Below are 17707 nucleotides of genomic sequence, written 5' to 3' on the forward strand. Positions count from 1 at the left end.
TCATTCACCCTTGTTCTGTACGTTGGCCGCTTGCCCGAAGAACGTCTGCCCGGCACGCGCCATTTCACGAAGCTTCTGCGTAGGCTGGTACAGCGGACCCAGTTCGGCGTAGCGGTCGGCCAGTGCAACGAATTCGGCAACGCCCAGCGAATCGATGTAACGCAGCGCACCGCCGCGGAAGGGAGGGAAGCCGATGCCGTAGACTAGACCCATGTCGGCCTCGGCTGCGGTTTCGACGATGCCGTCTTCCAGGCAGCGTACGGTTTCCAGGCACAGCGGGATCATCATCCAGTTGACGATATCCTCGTCGCTGACTTCGCGCTGTTCGTAGATCACTGGCTTGAGCACATCCAGAACCGCGGGATCGGCGACCTTCTTCGGCTTGCCGCGCTTGTCGGTCTCGTAGGCGTAGAAGCCCTTGCCGTTCTTCTGCCCCAGGCGGTTGGCTTCATAGAGCGCGTCGATGGCCGAGCGGCGCTCGTCCTTCATGCGGTCCGGGAACCCTTCGGCCATCACGTCGCGGCCATGATGGCCGGTGTCGATACCGACCACGTCCATCAGGTAGGCCGGGCCCATGGGCCAGCCGAACTTTTCCATGACCTTGTCGATGCGCACGAAATCGACACCGGCGCTGACCAGTCGGGCAAAGCCGCCGAAATACGGGAACAGCACACGGTTCACCAGGAAGCCAGGGCAGTCGTTGACCACGATTGGGTTCTTGCCCATCTTGCGGGCGTAGGCGACGGTGGTCGCGACGGCGACTTCACTGGACTTCTCGCCACGAATCACTTCGACCAGCGGCATCATGTGCACCGGGTTGAAGAAGTGCATACCGACGAAGTTCTCCGGACGCTTGAGCGCCTGGGCCAGCAGGTTGATGGAAATGGTCGAGGTGTTGGACGCCAGGATGGTGTCGTCCTTGACCTGGGCCTCGACCTCGGCCAGTACGGCCTGCTTGACCTTGGGATTTTCCACTACAGCTTCGACGACGATGTCGACATGGCCGAAATCGCCATAGGACAGCGTCGGCCGAATGTCGTTGAGCGCTTCGGCCATCTTCGCTGCGGTCAGACGCCCTTTTTCGACACGGCCGCCCAGCAGTTTGGAGGCTTCGGCCAGGCCCTGCTCGATGCCTTTCTCGTTGATGTCCTTCATCAGGATCGGCGTGCCCTTGAGCGCCGACTGATAGGCGATGCCGCCACCCATGATGCCGGCACCGAGCACGGCAGCCTGGCTCACGTCGCGTGCCACCTTGTCGTAGCCACGGGCCTTGCGCTTGAGCTCCTGATCGTTGAGGAACAGACCGATGAGGCTTTGCGCAGCCGAGGTCTTGGCCATCTTGGCGAAACCGGCGGCTTCGATTTCCAGGGCTTTCTCACGACCGAAGCTGGCAGCCTTCTGGATGGTCTTGATCGCCTCGACCGGCGCCGGGTAGTTGGGCCCGGCCTGGCCGGCAACGAAACCCTTGGCGGTTTCGAACGCCATCATCTGCTCGATGGCGTTGAGCTTGAGCTTGGCCAGCTTGGGCTGACGCTTGGCCTTGAAATCGAACTCGCCGCTGATGGCGCGCTTGATCAGGTCGAGCGCTGCGGCGTCCAGCTTGTTCGCTGCCACGACCGCATCGACCGCGCCCACCTTGAGCGCATCGTCGGCGCCGTTTTCCTTGCCGGAGGCGATCCACTCGATGGCATTGTCGGCGCCGATGATGCGCGGCAGGCGCACCGTGCCACCGAAACCCGGGTAGATACCCAGCTTGACTTCGGGCAGGCCGATCTTGGCTTCGCTGGACATGACCCGATAGTCGGCGGCCAGGCACATTTCCAGGCCGCCGCCCAGGGCGATGCCGTTGATGGCGGCAACCGTGGGAACCTCGAGGTCTTCGAAGTCGCTGAAGATACGGTTTGCCTGCAGGTTGCCCGCGACCAGTTCGGCCTCGGGCAATTTGAAATTCTCGACGAATTCGGTGATGTCCGCACCGACGATGAAGACGTCCTTGCCGCTGGTGACGATCACGCCCTGGACCGAAGCGTCGGCCTTGATCGCCGCGATCGCTTCGCGCAGCTCTTCGAGCGTGAGACGGTTGAACTTGTTGACGGACTCGCCCTTGAGGTCGAACCGCAGTTCGACGATGCCGCTTTCAAGAGCCTTCACCGAGATGGCTTTACCTTCGTAAATCATCCACTGATCTCCACGATATGGAAGCTGAACAGTACACGCCGGACGCTGGGTAAAAAGGGGGCGGTACATGGCCGCCGCTCTCTGTAGCCAGGCATACCCGTCAGCGCGGTAGTCGGGATAGTGCTGGAGCGCGAGAGAAAAACGCTCGATTCATACGCCCGTTTGATTGGGGTGCGTGTACATTCACGGAAATGCGGGCGATTGTCAAATGCCGCGCTAGGCCTTTGAAAACGCGACTTTGCGGTCATTTCTGGAATGGGGAATAACACGCACCTGCGACAGCCTGCCGCAGGCATATGACGATAGCTGGAGATCGGGATCAAGCCAGCGCTTGCAGGACCCTGGCAATATCCTGAAGCACCTTTTCATCACCCTTCTCGCCCCAGTACAGGGCCAACATCTGCGGACCGGCTTCGAGCTTGTAGGCATCGGACGGCAGGGTCGCCAGGTGCGGCAGCAGATGCGGATCGACGCAGGTTTCGCGCCATTGGTTGCACCACACGCCCGGTTCAGTTTGCCAGTAGCTCCAACTGTCGACCCGGCCCTTGCGGCGTGGTCGATGGTATTGCGCGCAGGGGTCGGGTGGCTCGACGCTCAACCAGTGTGGCCATTGCTGCGGCGCCAGTTGCATCGCCAGACCCATGCGGCGGGCCTGCATGCGCACGGCCATGCGCCCGCTCTGGCTGCGCGAGGGCCGCAGCCATACCATGGGGCTGAGAATCAGCGCAAGGATTGACACGACTATCCACACCGTCATAAAGAGTACACCCGCTAAGCGTTTCAAATAGGCCGGCGAGGGATGTTCATGTCGCACCTCGCCCAAACAGTTCATACTCAAGCTATCGCAATCGTCAGGAGTGCTTCTCATGCCCTACCAACACATTCTGGTCGCCGTCGACCTCACCGAAGAGTGTGACCCGGTCATCAAACGGGCCAGGGAACTGGCGGTCAGCAATGGCGCCAAGCTCTCGCTGGTGCACATTGTAGAACCGATGGCCATGGCATTCGGCGGGGATGTGCCGATGGATCTCTCGCAATTGCAACAGCAGCAGTTCGACCAGGCCAAGGAGCGCCTGGAAACGCTGAAGCTCAAGTACCCGGACCTGGTGGTGGGCGACTGCCATCTGACCTACGGCCAGCCGCGCCAGGAAATTCACAACCTGGCGAAGAAGTCCGAGTGCGATCTGGTCGTGGTTGGCAGCCATGGCCGTCACGGCCTGGCGCTGCTGCTGGGCTCGACGGCCAACGACGTGCTGCACGGTGCGCCGTGCGACGTGCTGGCTGTACGCCTGGTCAAGCGCGCCGAGTAAGGATCATCGGCGGGGCCGAGCGGCAGCTGCGGCCTCGCTGAAGATTTCGGTGTCGTGCCTCAGGCGTCGAGCTCGGCCCAACGCTCGACCATGGCTTCCAGCTCTGCCTGCGAAGCTTCCAGTTTGGCTATGACGGCGGCGGTCTGCTCGGCAGGTCGCTGGTAGAACCCGGCATCGGCCATCTCGGCCTCCAGCGCCGCGATTTCCTGCTCCTTGGCGTCGATCTGGCCCGGCAGGGCTTCCAGCTCACGCTGAAGCTTGTAGCTGAGCTTCTTCTTCGTCGGCGCTGGCGCTTCGACTGGTTCGGGCTCCGGGGCCTTGACCACGGCACTGTTGAGCTCGGCCTTGCCCGACTTGTTCTCGGTCACGCCCAGCAGCTTGGGCGAGCCGCCCTGGCGGATCCAGTCCTGATAACCGCCCACGTATTCACGCACCTTGCCCTCGCCTTCGAACACCAGGGTGCTGGTCACGACGTTGTCGAGGAATGCCCGGTCGTGGCTGACCATCAGCACGGTGCCCTTGAAGCCGGACAGCACTTCTTCGAGCAGCTCAAGGGTCTCGACGTCGAGGTCGTTGGTCGGTTCGTCCAGTACCAGCAGGTTGGCCGGCTTGCTGAACAGCTTGGCCAGCAGCAGGCGCGCACGCTCACCGCCCGACAGCGCCTTGACCGGCGTACGGGCACGCTGGGGACTGAACAGGAAGTCGCCCAGGTAGCTCAACACGTGGCGGCTTTGCCCGTCGATGTCGATGAAGTCGCGACCTTCGGCGACGTTGTCGATAACGGTCTTCTCCAGGTCCAACTGGTGGCGCAACTGGTCGAAGTAGGCGACGTCCAGGCGTGTGCCGACGTCGACCGAACCGCTGGTGGGCTGCAGGTTGTCGAGCATCAGCTTGAGCAGGGTGGTCTTGCCGGTACCGTTGGCGCCCAGCAGGCCGATACGGTCCTCGCGCTGCAGGACCATGGAGAAATCCTTGATCAGCATCGGCCCACCCGGATGGGCGAAGCTGACGTTATCGAGCACCATGACCTGCTTGCCGGACTTGTCGGCGGTATCGAGCTGGATGTTGGCCTTGCCGGTGCGTTCGCGACGCTCGCCACGTTCCACACGCAGCGCCTTGAGCGCACGCACACGGCCTTCGTTGCGGGTACGCCGGGCCTTGATGCCCTGGCGGATCCACACCTCTTCCTGGGCCAGGCGCTTGTCGAACAGCGCGTTGGCGGTTTCCTCGGCGGCCAGCATGGCTTCCTTGTGCACCAGGAAACTGGCGTAGTCGCCGTTCCAGTCGATCAGGCCGCCGCGGTCCAGTTCGAGAATGCGGGTGGCCAGGTTCTGCAGGAAGGAACGGTCGTGGGTGATGAACAGTACCGCGCCCTGGAAATCCCTGAGGGCTTCTTCGAGCCAGGCGATGGCGCCGATGTCCAGGTGGTTGGTCGGTTCGTCGAGCAGCAGCAGATCCGGCTCGGACACCAGCGCCTGGGCCAGCAGCACGCGACGGCGCCAGCCACCGGAGAGTTGCTTGAGGGTCTTGTCGGCTGGCAGCTGCAAACGGCTCAGGGTACTGTCGACCAACTGCTGCAGGCGCCAGCCGTCTCGGGCTTCGAGGTCCTGCTGGACATGCATCAGCTTGTTCAGGTCTTCGTCGGTGACGATGTTCTGGCTCAGGTGGTGGTATTCGGCGAGCAATGCGCCGACGCCGTCCAGGCCTTCGGCAACCACGTCGAACACGGTCCGTTCGTCGGCTACCGGCAGTTCCTGGGGCAATTCACCGATTTTCAGCCCGGGCGCGCGCCAGACGGCGCCGTCATCGGGTTTCTGTACGCCCTTGACCAGCTTCAGCATGCTGGATTTGCCAGTGCCGTTGCGGCCGATGATGCACACCCGCTCACCACGGGCGATCTGCCAGGACACCTTGTCCAACAACGGCATCGCGCCGAATGCAAGGGACACATCGCTGAATTTGAGCAGGGTCATGAGCTTCTCCAAAAACCGGGCGCGCATTCTAACCGACTTTTGCCCTGGCAGACCGAAGGCGGCAATAAAATGAATGATCCTGAACGCTTTCATCGCGCCTGCTCTAGAGGCTAAGCTAGGCTCACTTCTTTAGTGCTGGCACTGCCGACACTTGTCACGTCCTCTCTGCCTGGAAGTCTCATGCGCAGTCGCCTGTTCAGCCTGTTTTCCTGCCTTATCCTGTCTGCTTCCAGTGTCGCCACTGTTCAGGCCGCCGACCTGGCCACCCAGCGCCAGTACTACGACGAAGCCAAGCGCGCCCTGGCCAAGGGCGACAGCGGGCCGTACATGCGCTACGCCGCCGAGTTGCAGGATTACCCTCTGGAGGCGTACCTGGCCTACGACGAGCTCACGCCGCGCCTGCGCAGCGCGAGCAACGCCGAAATCGAGGGCTTCCTGGCCAAGCATGGCGACCTGCCCCAGGCCAACTGGATGAAACTGCGCTGGCTGCGGCAATTGGCCGAGCGCGGCGAGTGGGCACCGTTCGTCAAATACTACGACCCCAAGCTCAACTTCAAGGAGCTTGACTGTCTGTACGGCCAGTACCAGTTGAGCAACAGCCAGCTGCGCGCCGAAGGCTATGCCAACGCCGACAAGCTGTGGCTGACCGGCAAAACGCTGCCCACGGCCTGTGACGGCCTGTTCCAGCGCTGGGCCAGTGAAGGCCAGCTCACCGAGAACAAGCGCTGGCAGCGCGCCAAGCTTGCCGCCCAGGCGCGCAACTATCCATTGGCGACCAGCCTGGTGCAGAGCCTGACCACGCTGTCGAACCAGGGTCGCCTGTTGCTCGATGTCGCGCAGAAGCCCGAATTGCTCGACCAGCCTTCGCGCTTCATGCCGGTGGACGAAGCCATGTCCGACGTGGTCGGGCTGGGTCTGCGCCGCCTGGCTCGGCAGGATCCGGACAAGGCCATGCTCATGCTCGACAGCTATGCCAGCAGCATGCGCTTTTCGGCCGAGGAGAAAGTCGCCATCGCCCGCGAGATCGGCCTGACCCTGGCCCGCCGCTACGACCCGCGCGCGCTTGAGCTGATGACCCGCTACGACCCGGAGCTGCGCGACGACACCGTCACCGAGTGGCGCCTGCGCCTGCTGCTGCGACTGGGCCGCTGGCAGGACGCCTACGACCTGACCACCCGCCTGCCCAAGGACCTGGCGCAGACCAACCGCTGGCAGTACTGGCAGGCACGCAGCCTGGAGCTGGCCCAGCCGCAGAGCGCCAAGGTGCCGCAGCTGTACAAGGCCGTCGCCAAGGAACGTGACTTCTACGGATTCCTGGCGGCCGACCGCCTGCAGGCGCCCTACTCGCTCAACAACAAGCCCCTGGTGATGAGCCAGGCACTGGTCAACAAGGTGCGTAATACCGCCGGTATCCGTCGTTCGCTGGAGCTGTATGCGCGCGGCCAGATCGTCGATGCGCGGCGCGAGTGGTATCACGTCAGCCGTCATTTCGATCGCGATGAGATGGTCGCCCAGGCCAAGCTGGCCTACGACATGCGCTGGTATTTCCCGGCCATTCGCACGATCAGTCAGGCACAGTACTGGGACGATCTGGACATCCGTTTCCCGATGGCCCACCGCGACACCTTGATCCGCGAAGCCAACGTGCGCGGTCTGCACACCAGCTGGGTGTTTGCCATCACCCGTCAGGAAAGCGCGTTCATGGACGACGCCCGTTCCGGCGCCGGCGCCATGGGGCTGATGCAACTGATGCCGGGCACTGCCAAGGAGACGTCGCGCAAGTTCAGCATTCCGCTGTCGTCACCCCAGCAAGTATTGGACCCCGACACCAACATCCAGCTGGGCGCGGCCTACCTGAGCCAGGTGCACAGCCAGTTCAACGGCAATCGGGTACTGGCCTCGGCAGCGTATAACGCAGGTCCGGGTCGTGTCCGGCAGTGGCTCAGAGGCGCCAACCATCTGAGCTTCGATGTCTGGGTGGAATCCATTCCGTTCGACGAGACACGCCAGTACGTGCAGAACGTGTTGTCCTACGCGGTCATCTACGGTGAGAAGCTCAACGCGCCGCAGCCGGTGGTGGATTGGCACGAGCGTTTCTTCGACGACCAATGAGCCAGTGGCGGCAGCTGCACGGCTGCCGCCCGCTCACTCCAGAACAGTGATGGGCATGCCCACTTCGAGCACGCCGGCGCCATCACAGACCAGGTTCTGGCCGAACATGGCATGGCCGTCCTGAAGCCGGTAGGACTTGAGTGTGGCCAACGGCTCGCGATCGGGGCTGCGCTCGCCGGTCTGCGGATCCAGAGTGGTGAGAATGCAACGCGCGCACGGCTTGAGCACGCGGAAATCCACGTCACCGATACGAATGCGTTTCCAGCCATCCTCGGCGAATGCCGGGCTGCCCTGCACCACCAGGTTGGGGCGAAACCGGATCATTTCCAGCGAGCGGCCGACCCGTGCAGACAGATCGTCCAGCGAACCCTGGCCGATCAGCAGCAGCGGAAACCCATCGGCGAAGGCCACCTTGTCGCCGTTCTCGCCATAGACGGCACTGACCGTTCGGGCGCGGTCAGCGGGCATATAGACCAGCCGAGTGGGTTTTCCGAGGAAATCGCTCACCCAGTGCGCGGCAGCGTCGCCCGCGTCAGGGACTTCGAAGGTGTCGTGCCAGACCTTGATCTGGCGCAAGTTGGCGGACAAGGCACGTGATACGGGCACTGATACATGCAGATCGGCAAAACCCTTCGCGCTCAACATCAAGTCGCCTTCGGGAGAGACCTGCGTGTGCAGTTGCGTCAGGCGTGGCACCGAGCGCTGCGAGAGGAACAGGCCACGCTCCGCGTCGACCAGCATCCAGCGTCGATCACCCAGCAGCCCCAGGCCGTCGACGGCCGACTGTTGCAGGGACTGACCCAGTGCTGACTTGAGCGGATAACGATACAACGCGGCAAGGCTCGACATGGCCTGTTTCCCTTGAACAAAGAATCGAGTCTAGCGGAACCGGCACAGTGCTGACGAGCTGCGATCAGCGTCGATCCAGCTCCAGGCGCTCGCGGACTACATCCACCAGCTTGTCGGGCTGAAACTTTGACAGGAAGTTGTCGCAGCCGACCTTTTTCACCATCGATTCGTTGAAGCTGCCGGACAGCGAAGTGTGCAGCACCACGTACAGTTCGCGCAGCCGCGGGTCGTTGCGAATCTCGGTGGTCAGGCGGTAGCCGTCCATTTCCGGCATTTCGGCGTCGGTGAAGACCATGAGCAGCTTGTCGGTCATGCGCTCGCCGGTGTCGGCCCAGGCCTTGAGCTTGTTCAGCGCTTTCAGGCCATCGCTGGCCACGTGCATCTTGATGTCCAGCTGCGACAGCGTATCGCGCAGCTGCGCCAGAGCCACCGAGGAGTCGTCCACCAGCAGCACTTCACGGCCACGTGCGCGCGCCAGGATCGGATCGTCGAGTTTGTCCCGGGAAACACGGGCGTTGTAGGGGACGATTTCGGCGAGCACCTTTTCCACGTCGATGATCTCGACCAGTTGCTCGTCGACTCGGCTGATTGCGGTGAGGTAGTGCTGGCGCCCGGCACTGGCCGGAGGCGGCAGGATCGATTCCCAGTTCATGTTGACGATGCGGTCGACACCGCCGACCAGAAAAGCCTGAATCGAGCGGTTGTACTCGGTCACGATGATGGTGCTGCTGGGCCCTGGCACCAGCGGGCGCATGCCGATCGCTTGGGAAAGATCGATCACCGGCAGGGTCTGCCCGCGCAGGTTGATCACGCCGCAGACGAAGGGGTGACGCTGCGGCATCAGCGTCAGCTTGGGCAACTGCAGGACTTCCTGGACCTTGAACACGTTGATCGCGAACAGTTGCCTGCCAGCCAGGCGAAACATGAGCAGTTCCAGCCGGTTTTCGCCCACCAGCTGCGTACGTTGGTCAACCGTGTCGAGAATGCCGGCCATGTGAAGCTCCAAAGCCCAAGTGAAAGAAGAGGTACCGGGCTATCGGCGCTGACGGCGAAATCTTGACTGCAGTCGTTCCTCTTTAGTGAGTCAATCGGCGGCTGAGCAGTGGCGATCCGGCCGGCAAATGAACCTTCAAGGCTTTGGGCATGGCGCTGAAGCGCAGATTCTCGCCCCGCAGGGGTTCGCCATCGAGGTTGATGTCGAGGTTTTCCTTGCTATTGATTTCCACCCACGGTAGCCGTGCACGGACGAACAGGGTTTCCAGCCCACCCCCGCCCAGCAGGCTTTTCAAGGTGCCGACCACTTCGGTGGGTGCCGGCAGGATGCTGATCTCCAGCAGCCCATCGTCGACCACGGCTTCGGGGCAGAGCTCGTGGCCACCGCCGGCCTGACGACCGTTGCCGATGCCCAGTGCCAACAGGTCGCCTTCCCAGTGGAAGTCCGGACCGCTGAGCGACGCGGAGGCGGCGCGCAATTCGCTGAACCGCGACAGACCGGTGAACAGGTAGGCCGCGCCACCGAGCACTTTCTTCAGGTCTTCGGAAGTGTTGGCCGTGACCTGGCTGCCGAAGCCACCGGTGGCCATGTTGAGGAACACCTGTCCGCCCACCTCGCCCAGGTCGATCGCCTGAGGTTCGCGGGCAAGCAGCGCCAGCGCAGGTTCGGGTTCCAAGGGCACCCCGGCGGCACGGGCAAAATCGTTGGCCGTGCCCAGGGGCATCAGGACCAGACTGGCATCGGTCTTGGCCAATGCCATGGCTTCGGCGACATCGCGCAGGGTGCCGTCGCCACCGCCGGCGATGATGTGGGTATACCCCGCTTGCAACGCCTCCTCGACCAGACGCTGGGCATCACCGCCCTCCCAGGTCAGACGCACGGCCAGGTCATTGCCCTGCTCCCGGTAGCGCTCGACCGCAGCGCGTACCTCTTCGTTGGAAGCTTGTTTGCCGTGCAAAATCAGGATTGCCTTGCGCTCGCTCATGCTGCATGTCTCCGGTGACCAATGAGTTGAACTCTGCCTGATGTGACCACAGCCGCAGCAAAAAAAGCCCGGACGAAAAGTTTTTAACCATTCGTGCATTTACCACTCGCCAACGGTTCTCGTTTGGGCTTTACTGCGACGCAACTGGCCATCATCGAAGTGGCCGTTACCCCTCCGATTCCTGCACGTCCGGCCCGTCTCCGGCTGGCGGTAGCATTCCCGAATCGCTGAATCCTGCGTTCTGCCCTTTTTCCATCGACCCTTTCATGCATCCAGCCTGGCTGGACGTGTGCGCCTGTTCATGCAGGTGCCGCCCGCCTTCTCCAACTCGAGGCTCGACCTATGACGACTCTGATTCCCTGCATCATCGCCGGGGGCTCCGGCACCCGCCTGTGGCCCGTATCGCGCGAAGCCATGCCCAAGCCCTTCATGCGCCTGCCGGACGGCGAAAGCCTGTTGCAGAAGACCTTCACCCGTGCCTCGCAACTGCCGGGCGTGGATCGGGTGCTGACCGTGACCAACCGCGAGGTGTTCTTCCGCACCCTGGACGACTACCGCCAACTGAACGATCGCAACGCCCTGCTCGATTTCATCCTCGAGCCTGCCGGCCGCAACACCGCACCCGCCATCGCCAGCGCCGCCCTGCACGCGGCCAAGCACTACGGCGCCTCGGCGCAGTTGCTGGTGCTGCCGGCCGACCACCTGATTCGCGACATCGACGCGTTTCAGGCAGCGGTCAGCGCGGCACGCAAGAAAGCCGACGAGGGCTGGCTGGTCACCTTCGGCCTGGTGCCACAAACGCCGGAAACTGGCTTTGGCTACATCGAGCGCGGCGCCGATCTGGGCGACGGCAGCTACCAGGTAGCACGGTTCCGCGAGAAGCCGGATCAGGTCACCGCCCAGGCCTACCTGGACAGCGGTGACTACCTGTGGAACGCCGGCATGTTCTGCATGCGCGTCGACGTGCTCCTGCGCGAGCTGGAAAAGCACGCACCGGACGTGCTGCTGGCCGCCACCACCTGCCTGCAGGTCAGCGACACCAAGCAGGGCAACCGTGAGCTGCAGGTCGAACTGGACAGCAGCACCTTTGCCCTGGCACCGGACATCTCGATCGACTACGCGCTGCTCGAACGCTCCGACAAGGTCGCAGTGATTCCCTGCCAGATGGGCTGGAGCGACATTGGTTCGTGGCAAGCGGTGCGCGAGCTGACCCCAGCCGACGCACAAGGCAACCAATGCAACGGCGAGACCGTATTGCATGACGTGAGCAACTGCTACATCGACTCGCCCCGCCGCCTGGTCGGCGCGGTCGGCGTAGACAATCTGGTGGTGATCGACACCCCGGACGCGCTGTTGATCGCCGACGGCAGCCGCACCCAGGACGTCAAGCTGCTCGCCCAGCAACTCAAGCGCCAGGGCCACGACGCCTTCCGCCTGCACCGCACGGTCACCCGCCCATGGGGCACCTACACCATTCTGGAGGAAGGCAAGCGCTTCAAGATCAAGCGAATCGTGGTCAAGCCCGGCGGCACGCTGTCGTTGCAGATGCACCACCACCGCAGCGAGCACTGGATCGTGGTCAGCGGCATGGCTCGGGTCACCAACGGTGACAACGAATTCCTGCTCGACACCAACGAGTCGACCTTCATCAAGCAGGGCCACGTGCACCGCCTGGTCAACTCCGGCGTGATCGACCTGGTCATGATCGAAGTACAGAGCGGCGAGTACTTGGGCGAAGACGACATCGTGCGCTTCACCGACATCTACGGCCGCGCACCGGCAGCCGTGGAGTCGGACAAGAGCAAGGTCTAGAACAGCTCGCTGAACGGGATGAAGGTGACCAGGTCGCCTTCAGCCACCGTGCAACCTTCACCGATCTCGACCAGTCCATGGGCCCAGGCGGCGCTGAGCAGCACGCCTGAGCTCTGATTGGGGTAGATCACCGCCCGCCCCTGTTCGACACGCCCGCGCAGGTACTCACGACGGGTGCCGGCGCGAGGCCAGGCGAACTCGGCGGGCAGTTGGTAGCGTAGCGGCGCGACGTCCTGTACACCCAGGCGGCGCAGCAGGTAAGGCCGTGCCAAGAGGGTGAAGGTCACCAGTGTAGAAGCGGGATTGCCCGGCAGACCGATGACCGGCACGCCACGAAAGTGGCCGAAGGTCAGCGGCTTGCCGGGTTTGATCGCCAGTTTCCAGAGGGCCAATTGACCCTCCTCGCGCAGGGCGATGCCGAGAAAATCGGCTTCGCCCACCGAGACGCCCCCCGTGGACAGAATCAGGTCCACATCACCCAACGCCGCCAGGCGCTGGCGTGTCTGTTGCAGATCGTCGGGCAGAATCCCGGCGTCCACCACTTCGCAGCCCAACCCACTCAAGGCACTGCACAGCACCTGACGATTGCTGTTGTAGATCTGTCCGGGCCCCAGCGGCTGACCCGGTTCGACCAATTCATCGCCTGTCGACAGTACCGCCACCCGTGGTCGGCGAACCACGTCGATATGGGCCTGCCCCATGGACGCCAGCAATCCCAGCTCGATCGCGCCCAAGCGACTGCCCGCCGTCAGCAGGCGGTCGCCGATACGGGTTTCCTGCCCTTGCGGACGGATGTTCTGGCCAACTCTCAAGGCCTGGTTGAAGCTCACCCGCTCATCATCTTCGATGCGAGCGTTTTCCTGCATTTCCACGCAGTCGGCGCCGTCCGGCATCGGTGCGCCGGTGAAGATGCGTGCGCAGGTGCCGGGCTCTAGCGCCTCGGGCACGGCGCCGGCGAAGATACGCTGGCTGACGCGCAGGGGTTCACCCTGCCAGTCGTCTCGGCGCAGCGCGTAGCCGTCCATGGCGCTGTTGGGCCAGGGCGGCAGGTCGAGGGTGGCAATCAGGTCATCGGCGAGCACCCGACCGCTGCCTTGGGCCAGGGCGATCTGCTCACGCTCGCGAATGGGCGCGGCATCGGCCATGGCCAGCAGTTGTGCCAGCGCCTGTTCGACCGGCAGCAGCGGCTGCGCCGCCGGCAACTCAGCCACGGCTGACGCAGGGCTCGGCCTGCTTGAGGTGCACGACGAAATTGCAGGGCCGGTGACGGACGTCCAGCTGCTCGGCAAGAATGCCGTCCCAGCCGGTGCGGCAGGCATTGGTCGAGCCCGGCAGGCAGCACACCAAAGTGCCATTGGCGAGCCCGGCCAGGGCGCGGGACTGCACGGTCGAAGTGCCGATGTCGGCCACGGAAATCTGCCGGAACAGCTCGCCGAACCCGTCGACCTGCTTGTCCAGCAGGCAGGCGACGGCTTCCGGGGTGCTGTCGCGCCCGGTGAAGCCGGTGCCGCCGGTGATCAACACCACCTGGCATTGGTCGTCGGCGATCCACTGCGCCACCTGGGCGCGGATCTTGTACAGGTCGTCCTTGAGCAGCGCGCGGGCATAGAGGCCGTGGCCGGCTGCACTGAGGCGATCGACGAACAACTGACCGGAGGTGTCGGTTTCCACGGTGCGGGTGTCGCTCACCGTCAAGACGGCAATATTGAGGGGCACGAAGGGTACATCTGCCTTGGCTTTCATTGGCGAGGTCCGGTTGTCTGATGGAATGGGCGGTGTTATATCACAGCCCCCAGCCACTGTCCGAGCGCCCGAATGAACGCTGCCGATACCCTGCCCCTGTGCTCTGTCCTGCTCTTGGCAGGTGGCCGCGGCCAACGCATGGGGGGCCGTGACAAAGGCCTGATCGACTGGCGTGGCCAGCCGTTGATCCAGCATCTGCAGCGCTGTGTACGGCCAATGACCGATGACCTGATCATCTCCTGCAACCGCAACCACGAGCACTACGCCGCCTTTGCCGATCGGTTGGTGCACGACGAGAGCAGCGACTTCCCGGGACCGATGGCCGGGATGATCGCCGGGCTGGAGGCTGCGCGGCACCCATTGCTACTGGTGCTGCCCTGCGACGTGCCGGGCGTGGACGACGCATTGCTCGCTGCCATGCGCCAGACCCAGCAAAGGCACCCGGAACAGCCACTGATGGTCCGCCAGGGCGAGTTCTGGGAACCGCTGCTGTGCATCGTGCCCAAGGCCCATCTGACCGCGATGCGTCAGGCCTGGGATGCCGGCGAACGCAGTCCGCGGCGTGTGCTCCTGGCGCTCGGCGCACAGGCACTGCAATGCGCCGAGGATGATCCACGCTTGGCCAATCTCAACACGCCGCAATTGCTGGGTCGCTGACAGCGTTCTCAGGCGCTAGACTGTGACGGTCGGACCAACGGAACTTTGCTGGCACAAATACCGTCTCACCCCCGTATACGCCAGTACCCTTTTTTGTTTTGTGGAGAAACATAATGACTCACCGGATCCTTCCCGCCTTCATGCTCGCGCTGGGCCTGGCATCGCTCGCCGGTTGCGCATCGCCTACCGTGATCACCCTCAATGACGGTCGTGAAATCCAGGCAGTGGATACTCCCTCCTACGACGAAGACGCTGGCTTCTACGAATTCAAGCAGCTGGACGGCAAGACCACTCGGGTCAACAAGGACCAGGTGCGGACCGTCAAGGAGCTGTAATGGCCGGGCGCTTTTTGCGGTGACATCACCGCAGCCGCGCCCTGCAGCAGGTTTGAAGATCACGGAGTGTAGCGCAGCCAGGTAGCGCGTCTCGTTCGGGACGAGAAGGCCGCAGGTTCGAATCCTGCCTCTCCGACCATCTGCAAGAAAAAGCCCGCCTTTCGGCGGGCTTTTTTCGTTCTAGAACGCCAGGCTCAGGCGCGTTTCGAAGCTGCGCAATCGCCCGTCGAGCGGATCCTGGAACTGCAGCGACCGAGCCAGCAGCTTCAAGGGCCGGGCATAGTCGTCCACCTCGGTGTCGATCAACTGCGGGTAGAACGGATCGTTGCAGATACTGGCGCCCAGTGCGGTCATGTGTACCCGCAGCTGATGGGTCTTGCCCGTCACCGGGTTGAGCACATAGCGCCACAGGTGCTCGCCTTTCTCGGCGACCTCGATGCGGGTTTCGCTGTTGCTCTGCCCCGGCGCCTCGCGCATGCGGAAGAACGGTTCGCCGTGTTCCAGGCGGCTCCGGTGCACGAGGGGAAATTGCAGCTCGGGCAGCGCGGGAGCGATGGCTTCGTAGCGCTTTTCGATCTGGCGGGTGGGAAACAGTTGCTGATAGGCACTGCGCGTCTGCGGGTTGGCTGAGAACAGCACCAGGCCGGCGGTGTGTCGATCGATGCGGTGCAGCGGCACCAGATGCGGGTTGTCGAGACGACGGATGAGGCGGCGAAGCAGCGTGTGCTCGACATATTCGCCCGTTGGGGTCACCGGCAGAAAGTGCGGCTTGTCGGCAACCACCAGGTGTTCGTCGACGTGCAGCACCTGCTCTTGCGCCGCGATCGGCCGCTCGTTCGGTACTTCACGGAAATAGTGGATGCGCAGACCCTGCTTGTAGGCATGGGCGGGACCGATGGGCACGCCCTCGGCGTCCAGCACCCGGTCTCGGGCCATGCGGCTCAACCACTGGGCGCGGTCGATGGCCTGGAAATGTTCGCAGAGGCAGTCCAGCACTGTCGCCCAGTTGCCAGGGGGCAGGCACAGGGTACTGGCCTGGTGAGCCGCGGGGTCGAACTTGGGTGCAGACATGCCTTGATTCCACGATCGTTTCAGACCGCGATTATCGCCCACAGCGACACGGCTGTCATCGCGCGTGGACGGCCTGAGCCGCGTCGGTGAATTCCTTGAGCCAACGCAGGACGTCCACTGCATCCCAGCGGGTGGGATCGTACAAGGCATACAGCAAGCCGTTATAGCCGACCACGTCCAACGGACGGTGATAACCGGCACGCTGGAAAAGTGCCTCGACTTCGGCGAAGCAGGTGTTGAAGTGCAGCTTGCTGAAGGGCGTCTTGCCTTCGGTGACCAGGCCGTCGAGACGCAGCTCGAGCACCGCCTCCCGGACTACATCCGGACTCATGCGGTTGACGCTGTACTTGAGTTGTTCGACGTTGAGCATGGGTGACGAGTTATCCATATACTGTATCTTTATACAGCATAAGCGAGCTGCCAATGGCCAGTCAATTGCACCCACACAGGTGATTTTGGGCTATACAGGAGAAAGCCCCGCGTAATGGCACTGAACCTTCGGGATCACCCCTACTCGAAACATCCAGACGCCACCCATATGGAGATCAACATGGCCACCCCGACCACCAAAGCAGCTCAAGAAGTTCTCAAAGCGGATTTTCAAGCACTGGTCCGTGACACCGAAAAACTGCTCGAGCACACTGCGAGCATCGCCGGTACCCAGGCTGAAGAGCTGCGTGCGCAGATCAACGAAAGCCTGCTCAAGGCTCGCGAATCCCTGCAGCAGACCAAGGAAACCGCAGCCGAGCGCAGCCAGGAGGCCGTAGTCGCGGCCGAAGGCTACGTGCAGGAAAATCCTTGGCAGTCCGTCGGCATCGCTGCCGGTGTAGGCTTCCTTCTGGGCCTGCTGGCTACAAGGCACTGATATGTCCCTCCTCGACTCCGATACCACAGACAACAGCACCGGCTCCACGTCCCGGCGCCTGGGTGCTGCCATGCTCGGCCTGCTGCGCAGTCATGTCGAACTGTTCGGCATCGAGTTGCAGGAGCAGAAATCACGAACCGTCAGCCTGTTGCTTTTCGCAGGGCTGGCCCTGGTCTTCGCGCTGCTGGCACTGGTCGCGTTGTCCGGTCTCATCCTGATTCTGCTGTGGGACAATTACCGCATGGCCGGCATGGTCGGCCTGGCGGTGTTCTACGTCTTGGCCGGTATCTTCTGCGCCTTCCGCCTCAAGGCGGCGGTGTTCGATGAATCCTCGCCGTTCAGTGGAACACTGGAAGAACTGGCCAACGACAGGGAGCGACTGCTGCCATGAGCCGAACCGAACCCACCAGCGCGCAATCGCGGCGCGACATGCGCAAATCGTTGATTCGCCTGCGCATGGAGATGCATCGTCAGGAGCTGCGGCATGAGTCGCGGCAACTGGTCAATCCGCTCAACCGCCTGCGCGGTCTGGGTCAGTCGGTGCAGACCGGCATGGGCATCAAGCATGCTTCGCTCTGGGGTATTGCCGGGGTCACGCTGATGGGCTTCCTGACCGGACGCGGGGCTGGCAACAGCGTCCGTGCCCCGGTGGTGGCTCCGGTGCGTGCCCCTGGTCGCCTGTCTCGACTGGCGAAAGTCGGCGCCACCCTGTTGCCGCTGATCAAGCTGGCCATGCAGGGCACTGCGCGCAGACGCTAGCATTGCAGCACAAGGCAACCCGGATGCGGTCTTCACTGCGTCCGGGTTGCTTTTTTTTGCTCGA

18 protein-coding genes and 1 tRNA gene are annotated in these 17707 nt (G+C 63.1%); 9 read left to right on the forward strand and 10 right to left on the reverse strand.

The window, feature by feature from the left end; genetic code table 11:
- Both fadB and ASF66_RS05740 read right to left on the reverse strand, forming a co-directional pair.
- A complete protein-coding gene (fadB, locus tag ASF66_RS05735) occupies positions 1-2178 on the reverse strand; it encodes a fatty acid oxidation complex subunit alpha FadB (protein WP_056843080.1) in 2178 nt (725 codons plus the stop codon).
- 319 nt (positions 2179-2497) lie between these two features.
- Complete coding sequence (locus ASF66_RS05740) at positions 2498-2935, reverse strand: hypothetical protein (RefSeq protein ID WP_056843081.1); 438 nt, start codon at positions 2933-2935, stop codon at positions 2498-2500.
- 109 nt (positions 2936-3044) lie between these two features.
- Between ASF66_RS05740 and ASF66_RS05745 the strand changes: the two genes are divergently transcribed.
- Entirely contained in the window at positions 3045-3488 is a 444-nt protein-coding gene (locus ASF66_RS05745) for a universal stress protein (protein WP_049859124.1), read from the forward strand.
- A 59-nt stretch (positions 3489-3547) separates the two neighbouring features.
- On the opposite strand, the gene ASF66_RS05750 is transcribed toward ASF66_RS05745, so the two are convergent.
- On the reverse strand, positions 3548-5461 hold the full coding sequence (locus ASF66_RS05750) for an ATP-binding cassette domain-containing protein (RefSeq protein WP_056843082.1): 1914 nt from the start codon (positions 5459-5461) through the stop codon (positions 3548-3550).
- A 180-nt stretch (positions 5462-5641) separates the two neighbouring features.
- Between ASF66_RS05750 and ASF66_RS05755 the strand changes: the two genes are divergently transcribed.
- Positions 5642-7573, forward strand: coding sequence for a transglycosylase SLT domain-containing protein (locus tag ASF66_RS05755; RefSeq protein WP_056843083.1), 1932 nt, complete (start codon positions 5642-5644; stop codon positions 7571-7573).
- Positions 7574-7606: 33 nt separating this feature from the next.
- Here ASF66_RS05755 and ASF66_RS05760 read toward each other — a convergent pair whose 3' ends face one another.
- The 3 genes from ASF66_RS05760 to yegS form a co-directional block, all read right to left on the reverse strand.
- On the reverse strand, positions 7607-8422 hold the full coding sequence (locus ASF66_RS05760; RefSeq protein WP_056843084.1) for an MOSC domain-containing protein: 816 nt from the start codon (positions 8420-8422) through the stop codon (positions 7607-7609).
- Positions 8423-8486: 64 nt separating this feature from the next.
- Positions 8487-9416: a chemotaxis protein CheV gene (locus tag ASF66_RS05765; RefSeq protein WP_056843085.1), complete on the reverse strand. Its 930-nt coding sequence runs from the start codon at positions 9414-9416 to the stop codon at positions 8487-8489.
- An 82-nt stretch (positions 9417-9498) separates the two neighbouring features.
- Positions 9499-10401 carry a lipid kinase YegS gene (gene yegS, locus ASF66_RS05770; RefSeq protein WP_056843086.1) on the reverse strand — a complete coding sequence of 301 codons (903 nt, stop codon included), beginning with the start codon at positions 10399-10401 and terminating at the stop codon, positions 9499-9501.
- 342 nt (positions 10402-10743) lie between these two features.
- On the opposite strand from yegS, the gene ASF66_RS05775 reads away from it, so the two are divergent.
- Entirely contained in the window at positions 10744-12213 is a 1470-nt protein-coding gene (locus tag ASF66_RS05775) for a mannose-1-phosphate guanylyltransferase/mannose-6-phosphate isomerase (protein WP_056843087.1), read from the forward strand.
- On the opposite strand, the gene ASF66_RS05780 is transcribed toward ASF66_RS05775, so the two are convergent.
- Both ASF66_RS05780 and moaB read right to left on the reverse strand, forming a co-directional pair.
- The gene (locus tag ASF66_RS05780; protein WP_056843088.1) at positions 12210-13424 is read right to left on the reverse strand and encodes a molybdopterin molybdotransferase MoeA; all 1215 of its coding nucleotides are present in this window, start codon (positions 13422-13424) and stop codon (positions 12210-12212) included. The two genes, ASF66_RS05775 and ASF66_RS05780, sit on opposite strands and share 4 nt — an antisense overlap.
- On the reverse strand, positions 13417-13956 hold the full coding sequence (gene moaB / locus ASF66_RS05785) for a molybdenum cofactor biosynthesis protein B (RefSeq protein ID WP_056843089.1): 540 nt from the start codon (positions 13954-13956) through the stop codon (positions 13417-13419). Before moaB ends, ASF66_RS05780 begins: the two co-directional genes overlap by 8 nt.
- A 72-nt stretch (positions 13957-14028) precedes the next feature.
- Here moaB and mobA point away from each other — a divergent pair, with 72 nt between their 5' ends.
- The 3 genes from mobA (at position 14029) to ASF66_RS05800 (ending at position 15087) form a co-directional block, all read left to right on the forward strand.
- Positions 14029-14613, forward strand: a complete 585-nt coding sequence (mobA, locus tag ASF66_RS05790) for a molybdenum cofactor guanylyltransferase MobA (RefSeq protein ID WP_056843090.1) — start codon at positions 14029-14031, stop codon at positions 14611-14613.
- Between the two features lie 113 nt (positions 14614-14726).
- The gene (locus tag ASF66_RS05795; protein ID WP_049859114.1) at positions 14727-14948 is read left to right on the forward strand and encodes a YgdI/YgdR family lipoprotein; all 222 of its coding nucleotides are present in this window, start codon (positions 14727-14729) and stop codon (positions 14946-14948) included.
- Between the two features lie 62 nt (positions 14949-15010).
- Positions 15011-15087 (forward strand) — tRNA-Pro (locus ASF66_RS05800).
- A 41-nt stretch (positions 15088-15128) separates the two neighbouring features.
- On the opposite strand, the gene ASF66_RS05805 is transcribed toward ASF66_RS05800, so the two are convergent.
- Both ASF66_RS05805 and ASF66_RS05810 read right to left on the reverse strand, forming a co-directional pair.
- A complete protein-coding gene (locus tag ASF66_RS05805; RefSeq protein WP_056843091.1) occupies positions 15129-16019 on the reverse strand; it encodes a pseudouridine synthase in 891 nt (296 codons plus the stop codon).
- Between the two features lie 55 nt (positions 16020-16074).
- Positions 16075-16389 carry a hypothetical protein gene (locus ASF66_RS05810; protein WP_056843092.1) on the reverse strand — a complete coding sequence of 105 codons (315 nt, stop codon included), beginning with the start codon at positions 16387-16389 and terminating at the stop codon, positions 16075-16077.
- 180 nt (positions 16390-16569) lie between these two features.
- Here ASF66_RS05810 and ASF66_RS05815 point away from each other — a divergent pair, with 180 nt between their 5' ends.
- From ASF66_RS05815 to ASF66_RS05825, 3 genes are read left to right on the forward strand one after another with little or no spacing between them, the layout of a single operon-like run.
- Complete coding sequence (locus ASF66_RS05815) at positions 16570-16884, forward strand: DUF883 family protein (protein WP_049859771.1); 315 nt, start codon at positions 16570-16572, stop codon at positions 16882-16884.
- A 1-nt stretch (position 16885) separates the two neighbouring features.
- Positions 16886-17275, forward strand: a complete 390-nt coding sequence (locus tag ASF66_RS05820; RefSeq protein ID WP_049859111.1) for a phage holin family protein — start codon at positions 16886-16888, stop codon at positions 17273-17275.
- The gene (locus tag ASF66_RS05825) at positions 17272-17643 is read left to right on the forward strand and encodes a hypothetical protein (protein ID WP_049859110.1); all 372 of its coding nucleotides are present in this window, start codon (positions 17272-17274) and stop codon (positions 17641-17643) included. Before ASF66_RS05820 ends, ASF66_RS05825 begins: the two co-directional genes overlap by 4 nt.
- Positions 17644-17707 lie beyond the last annotated feature (64 nt).

The organism is Pseudomonas sp. Leaf129 (genome assembly GCF_001423465.1).
Taxonomy (GTDB): Bacteria; Pseudomonadota; Gammaproteobacteria; order Pseudomonadales; family Pseudomonadaceae; genus Aquipseudomonas; species Aquipseudomonas coleopterorum.